General features: G+C 65.6%; 14 protein-coding genes. 11 read left to right on the forward strand and 3 right to left on the reverse strand.

The genetic code is table 11. From position 1 onward, the window contains the following. Positions 1 to 18 precede the first annotated feature (18 nt). From gspG to gspM, 7 genes are read left to right on the forward strand one after another with little or no spacing between them, the layout of a single operon-like run. On the forward strand, positions 19 to 477 hold the full coding sequence (gene gspG, locus ACP2YO_RS15725; RefSeq protein WP_426441644.1) for a type II secretion system major pseudopilin GspG: 459 nt from the start codon (positions 19 to 21) through the stop codon (positions 475 to 477). After that, a complete protein-coding gene (locus tag ACP2YO_RS15730) occupies positions 398 to 940 on the forward strand; it encodes a prepilin-type N-terminal cleavage/methylation domain-containing protein (RefSeq protein WP_426441645.1) in 543 nt (180 codons plus the stop codon). The genes gspG and ACP2YO_RS15730 overlap by 80 nt, the downstream gene beginning before the upstream one ends. Continuing rightward, positions 912 to 1,361 carry a prepilin-type N-terminal cleavage/methylation domain-containing protein gene (locus tag ACP2YO_RS15735; RefSeq protein ID WP_426441646.1) on the forward strand — a complete coding sequence of 150 codons (450 nt, stop codon included), beginning with the start codon at positions 912 to 914 and terminating at the stop codon, positions 1,359 to 1,361. Before ACP2YO_RS15730 ends, ACP2YO_RS15735 begins: the two co-directional genes overlap by 29 nt. Continuing rightward, a complete protein-coding gene (locus tag ACP2YO_RS15740) occupies positions 1,358 to 2,080 on the forward strand; it encodes a prepilin-type N-terminal cleavage/methylation domain-containing protein (protein ID WP_426441647.1) in 723 nt (240 codons plus the stop codon). The genes ACP2YO_RS15735 and ACP2YO_RS15740 overlap by 4 nt, the downstream gene beginning before the upstream one ends. Then, positions 2,077 to 3,003 carry a general secretion pathway protein GspK gene (locus tag ACP2YO_RS15745; RefSeq protein ID WP_426441648.1) on the forward strand — a complete coding sequence of 309 codons (927 nt, stop codon included), beginning with the start codon at positions 2,077 to 2,079 and terminating at the stop codon, positions 3,001 to 3,003. Before ACP2YO_RS15740 ends, ACP2YO_RS15745 begins: the two co-directional genes overlap by 4 nt. Then, complete coding sequence (locus ACP2YO_RS15750) at positions 3,000 to 4,070, forward strand: PilN domain-containing protein (RefSeq protein WP_426441649.1); 1,071 nt, start codon at positions 3,000 to 3,002, stop codon at positions 4,068 to 4,070. The genes ACP2YO_RS15745 and ACP2YO_RS15750 overlap by 4 nt, the downstream gene beginning before the upstream one ends. Next, the gene (gene gspM / locus ACP2YO_RS15755) at positions 4,067 to 4,627 is read left to right on the forward strand and encodes a type II secretion system protein GspM (protein ID WP_426441650.1); all 561 of its coding nucleotides are present in this window, start codon (positions 4,067 to 4,069) and stop codon (positions 4,625 to 4,627) included. Before ACP2YO_RS15750 ends, gspM begins: the two co-directional genes overlap by 4 nt. Positions 4,628 to 4,649: 22 nt before the next feature. Here the strand turns inward: gspM and ACP2YO_RS15760 are convergent, their stop codons facing one another. The 3 genes from ACP2YO_RS15760 to ACP2YO_RS15770 all read right to left on the reverse strand — a co-directional run bounded on the left by ACP2YO_RS15760 (position 4,650) and on the right by ACP2YO_RS15770 (position 8,999). Beyond that, the gene (locus ACP2YO_RS15760) at positions 4,650 to 4,949 is read right to left on the reverse strand and encodes an addiction module antidote protein (protein ID WP_426441651.1); all 300 of its coding nucleotides are present in this window, start codon (positions 4,947 to 4,949) and stop codon (positions 4,650 to 4,652) included. A gap of 11 nt (positions 4,950 to 4,960) precedes the next feature. After that, the gene (locus ACP2YO_RS15765) at positions 4,961 to 5,248 is read right to left on the reverse strand and encodes a type II toxin-antitoxin system RelE/ParE family toxin (RefSeq protein ID WP_426441652.1); all 288 of its coding nucleotides are present in this window, start codon (positions 5,246 to 5,248) and stop codon (positions 4,961 to 4,963) included. A gap of 73 nt (positions 5,249 to 5,321) precedes the next feature. Continuing rightward, on the reverse strand, positions 5,322 to 8,999 hold the full coding sequence (locus ACP2YO_RS15770) for an autotransporter outer membrane beta-barrel domain-containing protein (RefSeq protein WP_426441653.1): 3,678 nt from the start codon (positions 8,997 to 8,999) through the stop codon (positions 5,322 to 5,324). A 348-nt stretch (positions 9,000 to 9,347) separates the two neighbouring features. On the opposite strand from ACP2YO_RS15770, the gene ACP2YO_RS15775 reads away from it, so the two are divergent. From ACP2YO_RS15775 to ACP2YO_RS15790, 4 genes are all read left to right on the forward strand, one after another. Continuing rightward, complete coding sequence (locus ACP2YO_RS15775; RefSeq protein ID WP_426441654.1) at positions 9,348 to 10,037, forward strand: hypothetical protein; 690 nt, start codon at positions 9,348 to 9,350, stop codon at positions 10,035 to 10,037. A gap of 286 nt (positions 10,038 to 10,323) precedes the next feature. Next, positions 10,324 to 11,877, forward strand: coding sequence for a lipopolysaccharide biosynthesis protein (locus ACP2YO_RS15780; RefSeq protein WP_426441655.1), 1,554 nt, complete (start codon positions 10,324 to 10,326; stop codon positions 11,875 to 11,877). Between the two features lie 2 nt (positions 11,878 to 11,879). Then, on the forward strand, positions 11,880 to 13,718 hold the full coding sequence (gene asnB / locus ACP2YO_RS15785) for an asparagine synthase (glutamine-hydrolyzing) (protein ID WP_426441656.1): 1,839 nt from the start codon (positions 11,880 to 11,882) through the stop codon (positions 13,716 to 13,718). 3 nt (positions 13,719 to 13,721) lie between these two features. Further along, a complete protein-coding gene (locus tag ACP2YO_RS15790; protein WP_426441657.1) occupies positions 13,722 to 14,819 on the forward strand; it encodes a glycosyltransferase family protein in 1,098 nt (365 codons plus the stop codon). Positions 14,820 to 14,966 lie beyond the last annotated feature (147 nt).

The raw sequence follows: 14,966 nt of genomic DNA on the forward strand, positions 1-14,966 counted from the left end.
GAGTGGAGGTTGTTTGGGATGAAGATATTGCAGAAATCCGTCGCGAGGCCGGCGCGCCTCCGGCACAGGTCCGAAGCCGGCTTCACGCTGGTCGAGATGCTCGTCGTCATCGCCATTATCGGCCTCATCATGGGGCTGGTCGGGCCGCGGGTGCTGAGCTATCTCAGCGAGTCCAAGACCAAGGCCGCGAAAATCCAGATCGAGAGTTTCTCCAGTGCGCTCGATCTCTATTATCTCGACCTCGGCCGCTATCCGAACAGCAATGAGGGGCTCGCTGCGCTGGCCCGCGGCAACAATGCGCCGGGCTGGAACGGGCCATATTTGCGCGGCGGCCTCGTGCCCAACGATCCCTGGGGCCATGGCTACATCTATCGCTCGCCGGGCGAGCGCGCGCCCTATGACATCATTTCGCTGGGTTCGGACGGCCAGGAGGGCGGCAGTGGCGCGGCATCGGACATCGTCAGCGGCACACGCTGATCGGGCGCGAGGCGAGGCGGGTTTCGCGCTGATCGAAATCCTCTGCGTGCTCGCGATCATCGCCATGCTTGCGGCGATTATCCTGCCGGGGATTCCGCGTGCCACCTCGCGGGCACGGCTGGAGAGCTATGCGGTCGCGACCGCGGCGCTGCTGAAGGCCGACCGCAGCGCGGCCTTGCGCCGGCACGCCCAGATCGCAACGCTGGTGGATGCCGAGGGCCGCGCGATCCGCTCTGGCGCGACCGGCCGCATCGTCCGGCTGCCCAATGACGTCACCATCGACACAACGCTGGCGTCGCGCTGCGCGGACCGCGGTGCCGGCCGCTCGATCGACTTCTTTCCGTCAGGGATGTCCTGCGGCGGGACGATCGCGCTGGCGCGGCCCGGCATGGGATACGAGGTCCGCGTCAACTGGCTGACCGGGGGGGTCGATATTGTCGTACAGACGCAAAAGATCCTCTGACGGGGAGCGGGGCTTTACGCTGATCGAGACGCTGGTGGCGCTGGCGATCATCGCAGCCGTGCTGGCCCCGATCGGGGCCGTGATCGCCACCACGGTGCAAGGCACCCGTGTGATCGACCAGAAGCTTTCGCTGAGCGGCGCCGCCGAAACCGTGCTCGCCGGACTTCCGGGGCGCAGCGCGCTGAAGCCGGGACAGCAGTCCGGCGCACTTGCCGGGCATCGCTGGCGCATCGACGTCGCGCCGATCAATGCCGCCGCTCCGGATGCTCCGCCGAGCCGCTTCGTGCCGCTTGCAATCAACATGCGGATGCAGGGGCCGGGCGGGGCGCAGATCCAGGTCACGACCGTGCGCCTGGTGCCGAACGTCGCCGCTGAACCGGGGCCGAAAGCGGCCGAGCCGGGACCGAAGGCTGCCGAATGAGACGGCGACGATCATGGCGTGTCTTCTGGCGTGATCTTTGGCGCGATGAGGCCGGCTTCACGCTGCTCGAGGTGCTGCTGGCGACGCTGTTGATGACGGTGATCCTCGGCGCGCTCGCCACCGTCACGGCGCAATGGCTGCCGAACTGGAACCGCGGCATCACCCGGGTGCAGCGCGCCGAACGGCTGGCGATCGGGCTGGAGCGGGCGCTGGCCGATCTCTCGGTCGCCGAGATGGTGCCGATGAGCGGGGATGGCAAGCGGCCGCTGTTCGAGGGCAGCGAGCTCTCGGTCAGCTTCGTGCGCACCGCAGTCGGCCCCAACATCCATCCCGGCCTCGAGATCATCCGCCTGATCGAGAAGGCCGATGCCCAGGGGCTGGCGCTGGTACGCGAGCGCGTGCCGTTCCGCCCGATGCCGGCGGAAGCGCAGATCCGGTTTGTCGATCAGGTGGTGCTGATCCGCGCGCCGTTCCGCGTGACCTTCGCCTATGCCGGGCCCGACCAGGTCTGGCACCCGACCTGGCACGATCAGCTCGAGTTGCCACGCACGGTCCGCGTCTCGGTGCGCGATGCCGGCACCGGGCAGGTGCTGGCGGTCTCCAGTGCCGCGATCGTGCATATCAACGCGCCGGCGGAATGCGCTCGCGCCAAGAGCGTGGCGGCCTGCATCGCGGCGCGGGCCAATCCTGCTGTCGACAAGAAGGAGGAGCAGCTTTGACGACCGCGCCCGGCCATGCTGGACGGCAGGGATCGGAGCGTGGCTTCATCGTGATCGCGGTGTTGTGGATCCTCGCTGCGCTCGCAGCACTGGTGCTGGTCTATCTCACCTACGTCACCAACACCGCCGTGGTCGTGGCCGGCAGCACCGACCGGATCCAGGCCGAGGCAATGGTCACGGCCGGCCTCGAACTGACCGCGCTGAAATTGTTGGGCGACACCAACACCACGCGGCCGAGCAGCGGGATCTTCAACGCCCGGGTCGGCCCCGGCCGGGTGTTCGTGACCTTCCGTTCCGAGGCAGCGCGGGTCGATCTCAATCTCGCGTCGAAGGGGCTGTTGTCAGGCCTGATGGCGGGGTTCGGCGTCAGCCCGTCCGATGCCGACATCTACGCCGACCGCATCCTGGCCTGGCGGGCGCCGACCGAGCTTGGTGACAGCGATCCCGAAACGGTGTTCTACAGGACCTCGGGCGTCGCCTATGCGCCGCGGCATGCGCCGTTTCCCGCGCCCGAGGAGTTATGGCTGGTTTATGGCATTCCGCCCGCGTTGGTCGAGCGCATGCTGCCGTTCGTAACCGTGTTCAGCAATGTGGCGCAGATCAACGTGCTCGACGCCGCGCCGCAGGTCCTGGCGGCGCTGCCGAACATGACGCCGCAGGCGCTGCAGGACCTGTTGTCGCAGCGCAGCGACCCCACGGTCGATCGGCGCGCCCTGATCGCCGCGAGCGGCGGCGAAGGGGTGACGCTCGCGGCGTCCACGGCCTACCGCGTCACCGTCGATGCCGAGTTCGGCGACGGCAGGCGCCGCAGCAGCGAGGTGGTGATCCTGCTTCTCGAAAGCGGCGACGAGCCCTATCGTGTATTGTCGTGGCGCAACAATTCCGACGGCAGCACGGCGTCGCAAAGGACCTCCTCCAGATGACCACGTTTTCGACCATCCGCGCCGTGCTCAGCGCCTGGACCGGAAGCGTCGCGAACGCGATCATTGCGTGCCTCAATCGCATCGTCTCGCCGCGGGTGGTTCGTCTGGTCGAGGGCGACGACGGCGGCTTTGCCGTGGAGGCGACCGGCAAGGTCGACAACCTTCCCTCGCGCATCGCCTACGCCGACGGCGCGCTGTCGGCGCCGAACCTCGCGCCGCTGTTCCGCGGCAGGCGGGTCGAGATCATCCTGCAGCCGAGGCGCTTCCTGTTCCGGCCGCTGGAACTGCCGGCGCGGGCGGCGGATTTCGTGGAAGGCATCGTGCGCGCGCAGATCGACCGGCTGACGCCGTGGACTGCGAGCGAGGCGGTGTTTGGCTGCACCGTGCCGGTTGCCGGCGGCAGCGACACCATCAGCACCATGATCGCGGCGACCACGCGCAAGGTCGTGACCGGCTACGCGCAGGCCGTGGCTGCGTTCCATCCATCGGCGGTCGCGGTCTGCACCGGCGTCGAGGGCCACGCGGACCCCGTCAAAGTGTTCGAGCAGAGCGCGCGCGGCCATCTCGATGCGGCACGGCTGAGCCGGATGCTGCAGACCGTGCTCGGCGCCGTCGCCGTGGTCGCGGTGGTATCGGGCGGCGTGTCCGCCTACGTCGCTAGCAGCCTCGGCGCCCAGGAGGAGGAACTGGCGCGGCAGATCTCGACGCGCCGCGCGGCGATCCGCGGCGGTGCCGATGGCGGCGACCGCTCGCCGGTCGCGGTGCTGGAGCGGCGTAAATACGAGAGGCCGGCGAGCGTGATCGTGCTGGAGACGCTGAGCCGTGTGTTGCCCGACCACACCTATGTCACCGAGCTGCATCTGGCCGGCAACAAGCTGCAGATATCGGGCATTACCAGCGACGCACCGTCGCTGATCCCGCTGATCGAGCAGTCGCAGCACTTCACCCGTGCCACCTTCTACGCGCCGACCACGCGCGCGCCGTCCGATCCCGGCGAGCGCTTCCATATCGAGGCCCGGGTCGAGCCGAAGAACACCGTCGGCAATACGGGGGCGGGGACGCCATGAGTGCGGGCAACCTCGTGACGCGCACGCTCGTGCAGTCGCCGCTGATCGCGGTCGTGCTCTATCTCGCGGTGCTCGGTGGGCTCGTGACCGCGAGCGTGGTCGCGATCGCCGACATCTTCGATCACCAGCGCGCGCTGGCCCAGACCTCGGACCTGCTCGAGCAATTGCGCGGGCGCAAACCGCGCAGCGTCGGCGCGCTATCGGCCGACCATCCCGGCGTGCCGTTCCTCGAGGGGCCGACCGTAACGGTCGCGGGCGCGGCGCTGTTGCAGCGGGTCGCGGCCGCGATCGGCAATGTCGGCGGCACCGTGCAATCCTCGCAGGTCGACGTGCTCGGCACCCAGGCCAAGGACGGCTTCGTCGGCCTCGTCGTCAGTTGCGAGATGGAGCAGCCGGCGTTGCAGAAGCTGCTGTACGACCTTGAGGTCGGCATGCCATTCCTGTTCGTCGATCAACTCGACGTCCAGGTGCCCCAGACCACCACCATCAGCGACAACAACACCGGACGCATTCGCGTCGTGCTCGGCGTCTCCGGGCAGTGGGTGGGCGGCAAATAGACAACGAGCGGCAGCAGGGCGCTTACGCAACCTTCGGCGTGTCGATCGGCTCGGCCACCAGCTTCACCCCGAGCGAATTCATGACCTTGCGGACGGTCTCGAACTCCGGCCGCGCCGTTTCCTTGAATGTCTTGTATAGACTCTCTCGCGACAGTCCGGTGGCCTTCGCGATGTCGGCGATTCCCTTGGCACGCGCCACCGTGTCGAGCGCCGTACAGATATAGGCCGGATCGTCGGTCTCGAGGGCTTCGGTCAGGTAAGCCGCAATCGAAACCGGGTCCTTCAGATAGTCCGCCGCGTCGAACTTCGAAATCTTGACCATCGTGCCGCCTGTCAGAGTTGTGCCGCGATTTCCCTGGCGCGTTTGATGTCGCGGTCCTGAGTCGATTTGTCCCCGCCACACAAGACCAGAATGATGCGTTGTCCCGTTTGCTTGTAGTACATGCGGTATCCCGGACCGTATGCCAGTCGCATTTCGCTGACGCCTTCGCCCACCGGCCTGACGTCTCCGGGATTGCCGAGACCAAGCCGCTCTATTCGGGACGCGATCCTGGCGGCGGCTCGCCGGTCTGGAAGGTTTGAAAGCCAACTATCGAACAGGTCGGTTTTCAGGACCCCCAAACATCGATGTAGCCTATAGGCTACAAATCCCGCAATGTCAACAGAGTGCCGCCGTTCCAGGTGTAGCCAGCGGCTACCAGCTGTACTTGGCGACGCCCTTGCCGGCGTAGCTCGTGACGTTGTCGGAGAACTCTCCCTCGAAGGTGGCGGCGAGCGAGAACCCGTTCAGCCACTTCACCTCGGCGCCGGCGCTGACCAGCCCGGCGTCCGGATTGGCGCGTGCACCGTTGACCACGAAGTTCGAACCCGGCAGCGACTGGAAGATCGCGCTCACCGAGCGGTCGTTGTCGTAGTCATGCGCCCAGGCGGCGCGGCCGCGCAGCGTCAGCATCGCGTCCTGTAGCGCGTAGGATTTGTCGGTGCGCAGGCCGAGCTCGGTGCGGGTCGCGGTCGTGGTCTGGCTTGCATAATTGAGCGCGAACATCGGCGTGCCGACCAGGGCGGTTTCGGCGTAGGACGGCAGGTGGAAACTGACCACCTGGGCCGCCGCATAGGGCGTGAAGGCGACCACCGGCGTCACAAAGCGGTAGCCGCCTTCGAAGCGGGCCGAGAACGACTCGGCCTGGAAGCGGCCCTGCAGCTGGTCGAAGCCGGCCAATGTCACGTTACGGGTGGTGGTGACGTCGTGCCAGCCATAGGCCAGCGCCGCCGACAGATAGGCCGCGCCGATATTCTGGCGGCCGTACACGCCGGCCTGGAACAGGTCGGCCGAGCCGTTGCCGAGGCCATTCGCCAGCGAATAATTGGTGCCGCCGCCGCCGAGCGCGAAGCCGATCAGCGAGTCCGGCGAGACCTTGTAGTCGGCGCCGCCAGCGACGCCCCAGACCCGCGACGTGGTGTCCCGCGAGCCGACCACCGCATTGCCGTCGGTCTTGGCCGATCCGCCATAGCCGGCCGCCCAGACGCTCCAGCGGTTGAGGGGCTGCGGGGCGAACAGCGGAGCCTTGGTCGCCATGGCGTAGGCGGCGCGCTCGCTGGCGGTTGCCGGACGCTGGTCGGTATAGGCGTTGCCATCGTCGGCAAAGTGCGAGGCGCCGCCCGGTGCCGCAAAGCCTGCGCCGCGGCTGGCGATCGTCGGATCGAGCAGCAAATTAAGGAACTGGCTGTCGGCATTGATCGAGGACTGGATCACGCCGGTACCGAGCTCGCCCGAAACGGCGGTCAATCCGGCCGCATTGAGCGAGGCAAAGGCCGTCGGGATCGAGCCGGTGGAGTTGAAGAAATTGACCAGCGTGTTGGCGACGTTCTGCTGATTGATGTTCAGCCCGCTTGGCGATGGTGGTGTCGGCGGAGGAGGCGTTGGCGGTGTTGGTGGCGTTGGTGGCGGCGGGTTGTACGACAGCTTGACGTTCAGATATGCCTTGTTGGCGTCGTAGATCAGCGACGTCTGCAGGTTCGTCATGTTCGACGTGACGACTGAATTGAACGTGGTGCCGCCGAGTCCGCCGGCTGCGTAGAGGATGGTGTATTGCTTGTTGACGTAGCCGCCGGGCTGGAACACCGCGTTGACCTTCCCGCCGCCGAGATTGGCGATGCCGGTCACATTGGTCAGGCCGGACGTGGCCGGCGTGACCTGGACCAGGTAGCTCGAGGCTGCGGTGAAGGAGAGATTGCCCTGCACGGTGAGCGGTCCGAACACGCTGCCGCCGACCGATCCCGGCGCCAGCGTGCCGCCCATGATCGACGTGTTGCCGATGGTGCCGGAGCCGGTCAGCAGGGCGTTGGTCGTCACTGTTGTCATCGATGACGACGTAGTCGAGCCGTCGACAACCAGCGTGCCGTTGACAGTGGTGGTGCCGGTATAGGCGTTGATGCCGGAAAGGATCTGCGTGCCGCCTGCGATCACAAGGTTGCCGCCTGCGCCGCCATCGCCGATTACGCCGGCGAAGTTGCCGTTCGCATTGGTGATCGTGAGCGTGTTGCCGCCGAGATTGACTGAACCGGTCGCTGCGCCCGACAGCGACTTGATCGAGGTGCCTCCGCTGGTGAGGTTCGAGATATCGAAGATGCCGTTGTTGACGACGCCGCTGGAGGTGGCGATGCTGCCATTGGCTATGCCGGAGTTGACGAGGTCGAGCTCGCCGCCGGCGACGATCATCGTCGTGCCGGTATATGTATTGGTGCCGGCGAGTTGCTGGTCCGCGCCATTGGCAATGACGAGATTGCCGCCGGTGCCACCGCCGATGCCGCCGTCCTGAACGATGCCGGCGAAAAGGCTGCCATTGGTGATCGTGAGCGTCTTCGAGCCCAATGCGACGATGCCAACGCCGGCGACGTCGAACAGCGCGCCGACCGATGCGCCGGTATTGGTTTGCGAGATGTCGAAGGTCCCGACCTGACCAGGACCACCGGGCGAGAAGCCGACATAAGCCGAATTTGCGATCGAGCCGTTGCCTTTCAGCGCCAGCGTCGCGGTGGGATCAATCTGGGTGGCGTTGGCGTAGGTATTGACGCCGGACAGGGTTTGCGTTCCCCCCAGCACCTCGAGGCCACCGGTGCCTTGGATCGTGCCGGCAAATTCGGTTGAGCCGTTGCTGATGGCGAGGCTCTTGGCGCCCATGTTGAACACGCCGGCAGCGCTTCCGGCGAGCGTCGTGATCAGGTTGAATGATGCTGTCGTCCCGGAGATATCCAATATCCCATTCACGGTGACGACGCTGGAGTTCGCGATGCTGCCGCTTCCTGTCAGCGCCAGAGTGCCGCCATTGACGGTGGTGGCGCCGGTATAGGTGTTGGTGTTGGTCAGCGTCATCGTGCCGGTGCCGACCTTGGTCAGGCCGCCGCCGGCGCCGGAGATCACGCCATCCACCTGGGTGGAGAGATTGTTGCTGCCGGTGGTCAGCGTCTTGGAGCCGAGGACATAGCTGCCGGCGCCCTCGATCGAACCCGCGGTCATGCCGCTCGTCGCCAAGCCGGACACGTCGAACGTGCCGCCCGCATTGGTGATGAACCGCGCGTTGCCGCCGGTGCTCGATCCGCTGAAGATGGTCGTCGCAAGGTTGTTCGTCGTGATCGTTGCGGTGCCAGCGGTCGAGGAACCGGTGAAGCTCAATGTTTGGTTATTGGTGATATTTGCCGTCGATGCCGTGGCCGACGTGTCGAGGGTCAATGTGCCGTTGTTGATGATGGTCGAGCTGCCGGCAGACGTCGAATCGTTGAAATTCAACGTCAAGCCGTTCGTGATCATCGCTGATCCGGCGCTGCTGTTGGCGTTGAACTCGACGTCCCCAGACGTGTTATTGATAGTCGCGGTGCCTGCGGTGCTGGTGCTATTGAAGTTCAACGCTCCACCGCCGTTGATATTATACGTCACGGCTCCGGTGCCTGAGTTCGCGCTGCCTGCACCCGTAAAGACCATCGACGCGTTGACGTCGAAAGTCTGCGTGTTGGTCGAATTGTTGGATACCCCGGCGCCGTTCACGAGGAAGAAGTCGTTGGTGTTGATGATATAGGCTTGTGCGTTAGGCGCGGCCGTGAAGACGATGCTGCCGATATTGACCAGAGAGCTGCTATTGAGGTTGCTCGGACCGGTGTTGGTGAACGTCGCGGCACCGTCCGGGACGACGGGGGTGGACGTCCAGTTGGTACCGTCCGTCCACTCGTTGCTGGAAGCGCCGGTCCACGTGCCATCAACCGCATGTGCCGAGACGACGCCGAGCGCCGTGGTCGCGAGCAAGACCGCAATCGAATGGCGTGTCGCGGATCGCAATCCGCTCTGCACGTCCCGTCCGGGCAATTTCAGATCGGCCATAGCGCCTGTCTCAATATTATTGTTGGGTGAATGCGTCAGAACCAACTCGCAAATCAGCGCGACGAACTGCACTGATTTTAGCCATGGTCTCACAGGGTTACGACGGCTGGCAACGCGCTAGGGCAGCCTATGTCGGCGTTTTGGGGCGGGTGCCTGTGTATTTTAGTCGGCGTGACTGTTTCGCAACATTAGCGGCCTGGTCAGCCGGTGATGGCTTCGGGAGGTGGGCGGCCCCAACGTCCTCGGGCGGCCGATCGCGCCTGGTTGCTGGAATGAACCGGTACGGATAGGGTGGCAGCCGGTCGGTTGCGCCCGCGATCGTGCTTGGCGGCTGGCGTCAGGATCAGAATGGTCAGGTGGCCCAAAATCGCGACCTTCGCGCTGCTGTGCGGCACGACGGTTTCCGTCAGTGTCTTGCCGGAACTCCGGGCCGCGACCTCGTCGCTCGAGGTTCTCCCCGCTGACCGCGCCAGCGATGGCACCGATTCCGTCGATATCGGGGGCCTGAAGCCGCTTGGGCAGCCGATGCGGGAGCTGGCGCGACCATTGCCGAGCGGGAATCCACTGTGGGCGGTGCCGCTGTCGGCGCTGACAGCGACACAGGCAAGGCCGATCTTCTCGGCCTCGCGACGACCGCCGCAGCGTGCGGTGGTCGCCCCGACGGCCGAACCTGTCGTCACGCCGCCCCCGGCTCCAGTGAAACCCGAGCGCCCGGCGCTGGCGCTGATCGGGGCTGCCGTCGGCGATGGCGATGCGATTGCGGTGTTCCTCGACCAAGCCACGCAGAAGATCGTCCGCCTGCGACAGGGCGATAGCCATGCGGGATGGCAGCTCAGCGCCATTCAGGGACGGGAAGTCACCTTCAAGAGAGCCGGGCGCAGCGACGAGGTCCTTGCGATGCAGCGCCAAGAGGGCCGGGCGCCCGGGGGTGGGGGGGCGCCAGCGAAGCCGCAGCCATTAGCGGGTGCGCTCGACGGCTCGTACGCACCGTTCACCCCGCGCTCGACGCCGAAGAACGGCTTGCCGGACGGGCTTTGAGAGTCCGGGCCGGTTGTCACGTTCCGAGAATCGTCCCCAGACGTTTGCAAACACGCAGCTGCAGACTCTCGGTGATGCAATCCCCATCGACCCATCTGGTTTAGAACAATTTGGCGAGCCTTTCCAATTGTTCCGGCTCGGAAGGGCAGGATCAATCTCGAGGCGGCCCTAGCTTGACCCTCGACAATTGCTGCGTTGGCTGCTAGCCCGCTTGCTATACCGAGCAGTTTTTACCTTGATCGATGAGGTACTTGAGGCGCATCGAAGCGGTGGCCCGAAAGCTGACATGGCATTGAAGAAAGGTCCATCCGATCTGCTCGGCAACTCGGCATGGAATGCGATTGCCTTCGCGGTCGCGGTGCTGCTCAATCTGGCGATCCTGCCGTTCGTGATATTCCGTCTTGGCCTCGCAGCGTTCGGCGTCGCGGGCCTGGTGACGGCTTGCGTCGCCCCGGCCCTGATGTTCAGCAATGCGCTTGGCCTGTCGACGGCGCGCGAGCTCGCGCAACGGCTGGCGGCGTCCGATCGCGGCGAGGCGCGGCGCTACTTTGCAACCGCGCTGGCGCTCGCCCTCGTCGTCGGCAGCGTGATCGCGGCGCTGCTTTGCCTCGCCGGAGCGCCGCTCGCGCGGCTGGGATTTCATTTGGGCGGGCCGGCCGCCGACGATCTCCGGCTTGCCTTTGTGCTGGCCGGTATCGGCTGGCTGTTGCAGTGCCTGTTCATGGTCTTCCTTTCGTTGTTCACCGCGCGCCAGGATTACCGGCGGATCGCGTCGATCAGCGTCGCGGGCACGTTGGTGACGACGATGTCGATGTTGCTGTTGATCCCGCACGCGCCGCGCGCCTCGACGTTCCTCGGCTGCCAGGCACTGGGCTTTGCAACGAATTTGCTGATGGCCCTCGGCTGGTCGCGGCGCATGCTCGGTGAATGGCTGGCGCGGCCTGCGTTCGATCGCAACGCGCTTGCCGCGCTGGTCAAGCTTGGCAGTTGGCAAATGGCGGCGCAAAGCGGCGCGTTGCTTGCCGGGCAGGCGGACCGCTATCTGCTCGGAGCGCTGCTGCAGCCGCAATTCGTCGGATTCTACAGTGTCGCGCAGCGGCTGGAGGAGGCGGTCTATATCGGCGTGCTGAAGATCGGCGAAATCTTGTTCCCGTTCTTCAGTACGCTGCAGAAGGAGGCCGACGATCGCAAGGTCGACCTTTTGCTTCGCTCGTCCTGGATCCTCAACGTGCTCGCCGCGAGTGCGCTGGGCGGCATCATCCCCGTCGCCGGCGCACTTCTGTATCGATGGACCGGTGCCGAAGTCGCCGCCGAGGCGCAACTGGTGCTGGTGGTGCTGTCGATCAGCGGAATATTGGGGTCCAGCGCCAACGTGTTCGCGTTCTACCTGCTGTCGCAGGGGCGGTCGCGTTCCAACGCGCTGATCTCCCTGCTCACGGGTATCTTCACGCTAGCGACCAGCGCCATCGCCTTGCCGTATTTCGGCTGGCCGGCGGCCGGCTGGAGCACCTGTGTCGGCATGATCGCGCAGATGGTCACCACGGTGTTCCTGCTGCGGCGGACCTTCGAGGTGCCGGGCATCTGGTCGCGCGTCGTGCATTTTGTCCTGACGCCGCTCGGTGTCGGGATCGCGACCGCGCTGGCGCTGTATTCTCGCCTCGGCCACGTGTCATTCGACCACGCGCCGTCATGGTGGTATGTGGTGTCGCTGTATGCGGTGTCGGCGGCGGCGATCTTTGTCGCTACTGTTGCCGCGTCGCAACTCGGCCCCTATCGCGCGGTTTGCTGGCGGGATCTCCGCGCCATCGTGAGTCGCTTCTTGCCCTTCAAGACGGTCTAGACATGTGCGGCATCGCAGGCATCGTTAATCTTCGCGGCAGCCCCGTCGAGCCGGCCGATATCTCGCGGTTGACCTCGCTGCTCGCGCATCGCGGTCCGTTCGGCGAGGGCACCTGGTTCAACGCCAAGCGAAACCTGGCCTTCGGTCATCGCCGGCTTGCGATCATCGATCCTACCGACGGCGGTTATCAGCCGATGGCGTCAGGCGATGGTCGCCATGTGATCCTCTACAACGGCGAGATCTACAACTTCCTCGAATTGCGCCGCGAGCTCGAGGCGAAGGGGGCGGTGTTCCGCAGCCAGTCGGATACCGAAGTGATCCTCGCCGCCTGGCAGGCCTGGGGCGAGGACATGCTGCCGCGCTTCAACGGCATGTGGGCACTGGCGATCTATGACACGGTCACCGACGATCTGTTCCTTGCGCGCGATCGCTTCGGCATCAAGCCGATGCTGTATGCGCTGTCGCCCGAGCGCTTCGTGTTCGCCTCCGAGCTGCGCGCGCTGGCGCGCAGCGGCCTCGTCGAGGCGACGGTTGATACCGACGTGGCGCGACGGCTGTTGCTCGATCCGTTCGGAATCGAGGGCAGCAAGCGGACCTTGTTCCGGCAGGTGCGCCGCCTCCAGGGCGGCCACTGCATGTGGCTGCGGCAGGTGCGCGTCGAGGTGCGGCGCTGGTGGCGGACGGTGGATCACCTGGCTGACATCCCGACCAACGAAGCCGACCGCGTCGGGCGCTTTCGCGAGCTGTTCGAGGACTCCGTCGCCTTGCGCATGCGCAGCGACGTTCCGATCGGGACCTGTCTGTCCGGCGGCTTCGATTCCTCCGCGGTGATCTGCGCGATGGCGGCACACGAAAGGGCCGGGATGGGCCCGCGTGACTCGACCGCCTGGCGCCATGCGTTTGTCGCGACGTTTCCGGGGGCGATCAACGACGAGCGGCCGATGGCCGAGGAGGCGGCGGCCTGGGCCGAGGTCAAGCCCATCTTCCTCGAGATCGGGCGGTGCGATGCGCTCACCGACCTTGACCGGATCCTCGACGACAATGACGACGTCTATATCGGACTGCCGAGCGCGCCATGGCTGATCTATCGCGAACTGCGGCGCCAGAACGTCACGGTGTCGCTCGACGGCCACGGAGCGGACGAATTGATGGGCGCCTATTTACAGGAGGGCCAATCGGCCGCATTCCGAATCCGGAACGCCGCGGCCGCGCTGACCTCTCGATCCGCGCTGGCGCAGCGCGGGGTCGATTTCCTGCGGGCGCAGATGATCAAGCAACAGGGGCATTATTTCCTGCGCGGCGGCCTTGCCGAAATTCCCGCGCCGCTTCCGTTGGTCGCCGAGGACGACGAACTGCCGCGCGAGTGGGGCGCATTGAACCGGCGCCTCTATCGCATGTTCCACTCCACCACGCTGCCCACGATCCTGCGCAATTTCGACCGGCTCTCAATGGCGCACGGGATCGAGGTCCGGATGCCGTTCATGGACTGGCGGCTGGTGACCTATACGATGGCATTGCCGGAAGCGAGCAAATCGTCCGACGGCTACACCAAGGTAATAGCGCGGCAGGCGATGGCGAATCTGATGCCCGAAAGCATCCGGACCGCGCGCCGCAAGGTCGGCTTCAACTCGCCGATGCCGGAATGGCTGAACGGGCCGTTGGACGGCTGGACTGCCGATTTGCTCGGCCGCAACGTGCCGGCATTCACCGAGCTTGTCGACGAGGCGCCGCTTCGGCAAGCCGTCGGCCGCTTGACGGCGTCGCAGAGCTGGGATTGGGAGAGCGTCGGCCGGATCTGGCCCTATCTGAACATGAAATGGATGTTGGCAAGGTACGCGTGAGCGATGCGTCTGTTCCAGAATAGCGGCCTCTATCCGTCCTATCTGCCGCGGCTGAACCAGCTCGCCGCGAACGCGTCGAGCTTCGAGGTGCGGCGCGACGTGTTCCTGCACGATCGCTTCGGCGCGGCGCATTTCCTCAAACCGGTACTGGATGGGGCGCCGGAGGCTTTCTTCACCAATGGCGACGACGAGGTGCTACAGCGGCAATGGGCGCGTGCACAGGGCATGGCTGGGACGCCGAAATTGGAGGCCGTCCTGCTGGCGCAGATCGAGCACCACGCAACCGAGATGTTCTACAACCTCGATCCGGTGCGCTATCCGAGCGCGTTCGTTGCGAAGCTTCCTGGCTGCGTGAGGACAACGCTGTGCTGGCGCGCGGCGCCGTCGGGCAATGCCGACCTGACGGCCTATGGCGCGGTGCTCGGGAACTTTCCCTCGATCCTGGAATCATGGCGAGCCAAGGGATGCCGGGCCGAGTTGTTCTTTCCCGCGATCGATCCGGTGATGGAGGAAAACGGCCATGGCGAGCGGCCGGTCGACGTGGCGTTCGTCGGCGGATATTCGCGGCATCACAGCGCGCGGGGGAGGACGCTGGAACAGGTGGCAGCGCTCGCGTCCGGTCATCAGATCGTGTTCTGTCTCGATGCGTCGCCGCTGACGCGACTTGCTGAAAGCGCGGTCGGCCGGTTGTTGCCGCTCGGCAAGCACCGTCGCCCTGACTCGATCGCTGGGATCGCGCGGCTGCCGGTGTTCGGCCGCGACCTCTACAAGCTGTTCGGGTCGGCGAAGATCGTGCTCAACGGCGCGATCGACATGGCAGGAAACGATCGCGGCAACATGCGCTGCTTCGAGGCCATGGGGTGCGGGGCGCTGCTCGTATCCGACACCGGCAGCTATCCGGCGGGGATGGTGGACGGCGTCACCATGCAGACCTACGAGACCCCTGAGCAGGCCGCCGCGGCGATCCTGCGCAGCCTGCAAGACTGGCCGCAATCGGCCGGCATCGCCGCGCAAGGCAGGAAGGCTCTCCAGGAGACCTACAGCAAGGCCGCGCAATGGGCCCATTTTGTCGATCTCGCCGCACGGATTAAGCCGTGCTAGAGCGTTTTCGAGCGAAGTGGATACCGGTTCGCGTTAAGAAAACGCGTCGAAACAACAATCTGGCGCCCTGTTCCGATTCCATCGGAACGGAAAAGGCTCTAGAGCGGCGCATGGCCGGCCAGCGGGGCGGGCGATCGGGAATTGATG

Source organism: Bradyrhizobium genosp. P (assembly GCF_049949265.1).
Taxonomy (GTDB): Bacteria; Pseudomonadota; Alphaproteobacteria; order Rhizobiales; family Xanthobacteraceae; genus Bradyrhizobium.

Excerpts from the sequence above, each read along its gene's own strand:
- gspM (WP_426441650.1), top strand. The coding sequence starts at position 4,067 with ATGAGTGCGGGCAACCTCGTGACGCGCACGCTCGTGCAGTCGCCGCTG.
- ACP2YO_RS15730 (WP_426441645.1), top strand. The coding sequence starts at position 398 with ATGACATCATTTCGCTGGGTTCGGACGGCCAGGAGGGCGGCAGTGGCG.
- gspG (WP_426441644.1), top strand. The coding sequence starts at position 19 with ATGAAGATATTGCAGAAATCCGTCGCGAGGCCGGCGCGCCTCCGGCAC.
- ACP2YO_RS15760 (WP_426441651.1), bottom strand. The coding sequence starts at position 4,949 with ATGGTCAAGATTTCGAAGTTCGACGCGGCGGACTATCTGAAGGACCCG.
- ACP2YO_RS15750 (WP_426441649.1), top strand. The coding sequence starts at position 3,000 with ATGACCACGTTTTCGACCATCCGCGCCGTGCTCAGCGCCTGGACCGGA.
- ACP2YO_RS15775 (WP_426441654.1), top strand. The coding sequence starts at position 9,348 with ATGGTCAGGTGGCCCAAAATCGCGACCTTCGCGCTGCTGTGCGGCACG.
- ACP2YO_RS15740 (WP_426441647.1), top strand. The coding sequence starts at position 1,358 with ATGAGACGGCGACGATCATGGCGTGTCTTCTGGCGTGATCTTTGGCGC.
- ACP2YO_RS15780 (WP_426441655.1), top strand. The coding sequence starts at position 10,324 with ATGGCATTGAAGAAAGGTCCATCCGATCTGCTCGGCAACTCGGCATGG.
- ACP2YO_RS15790 (WP_426441657.1), top strand. The coding sequence starts at position 13,722 with ATGCGTCTGTTCCAGAATAGCGGCCTCTATCCGTCCTATCTGCCGCGG.
- ACP2YO_RS15770 (WP_426441653.1), bottom strand. The coding sequence starts at position 8,999 with ATGGCCGATCTGAAATTGCCCGGACGGGACGTGCAGAGCGGATTGCGA.
- asnB (WP_426441656.1), top strand. The coding sequence starts at position 11,880 with ATGTGCGGCATCGCAGGCATCGTTAATCTTCGCGGCAGCCCCGTCGAG.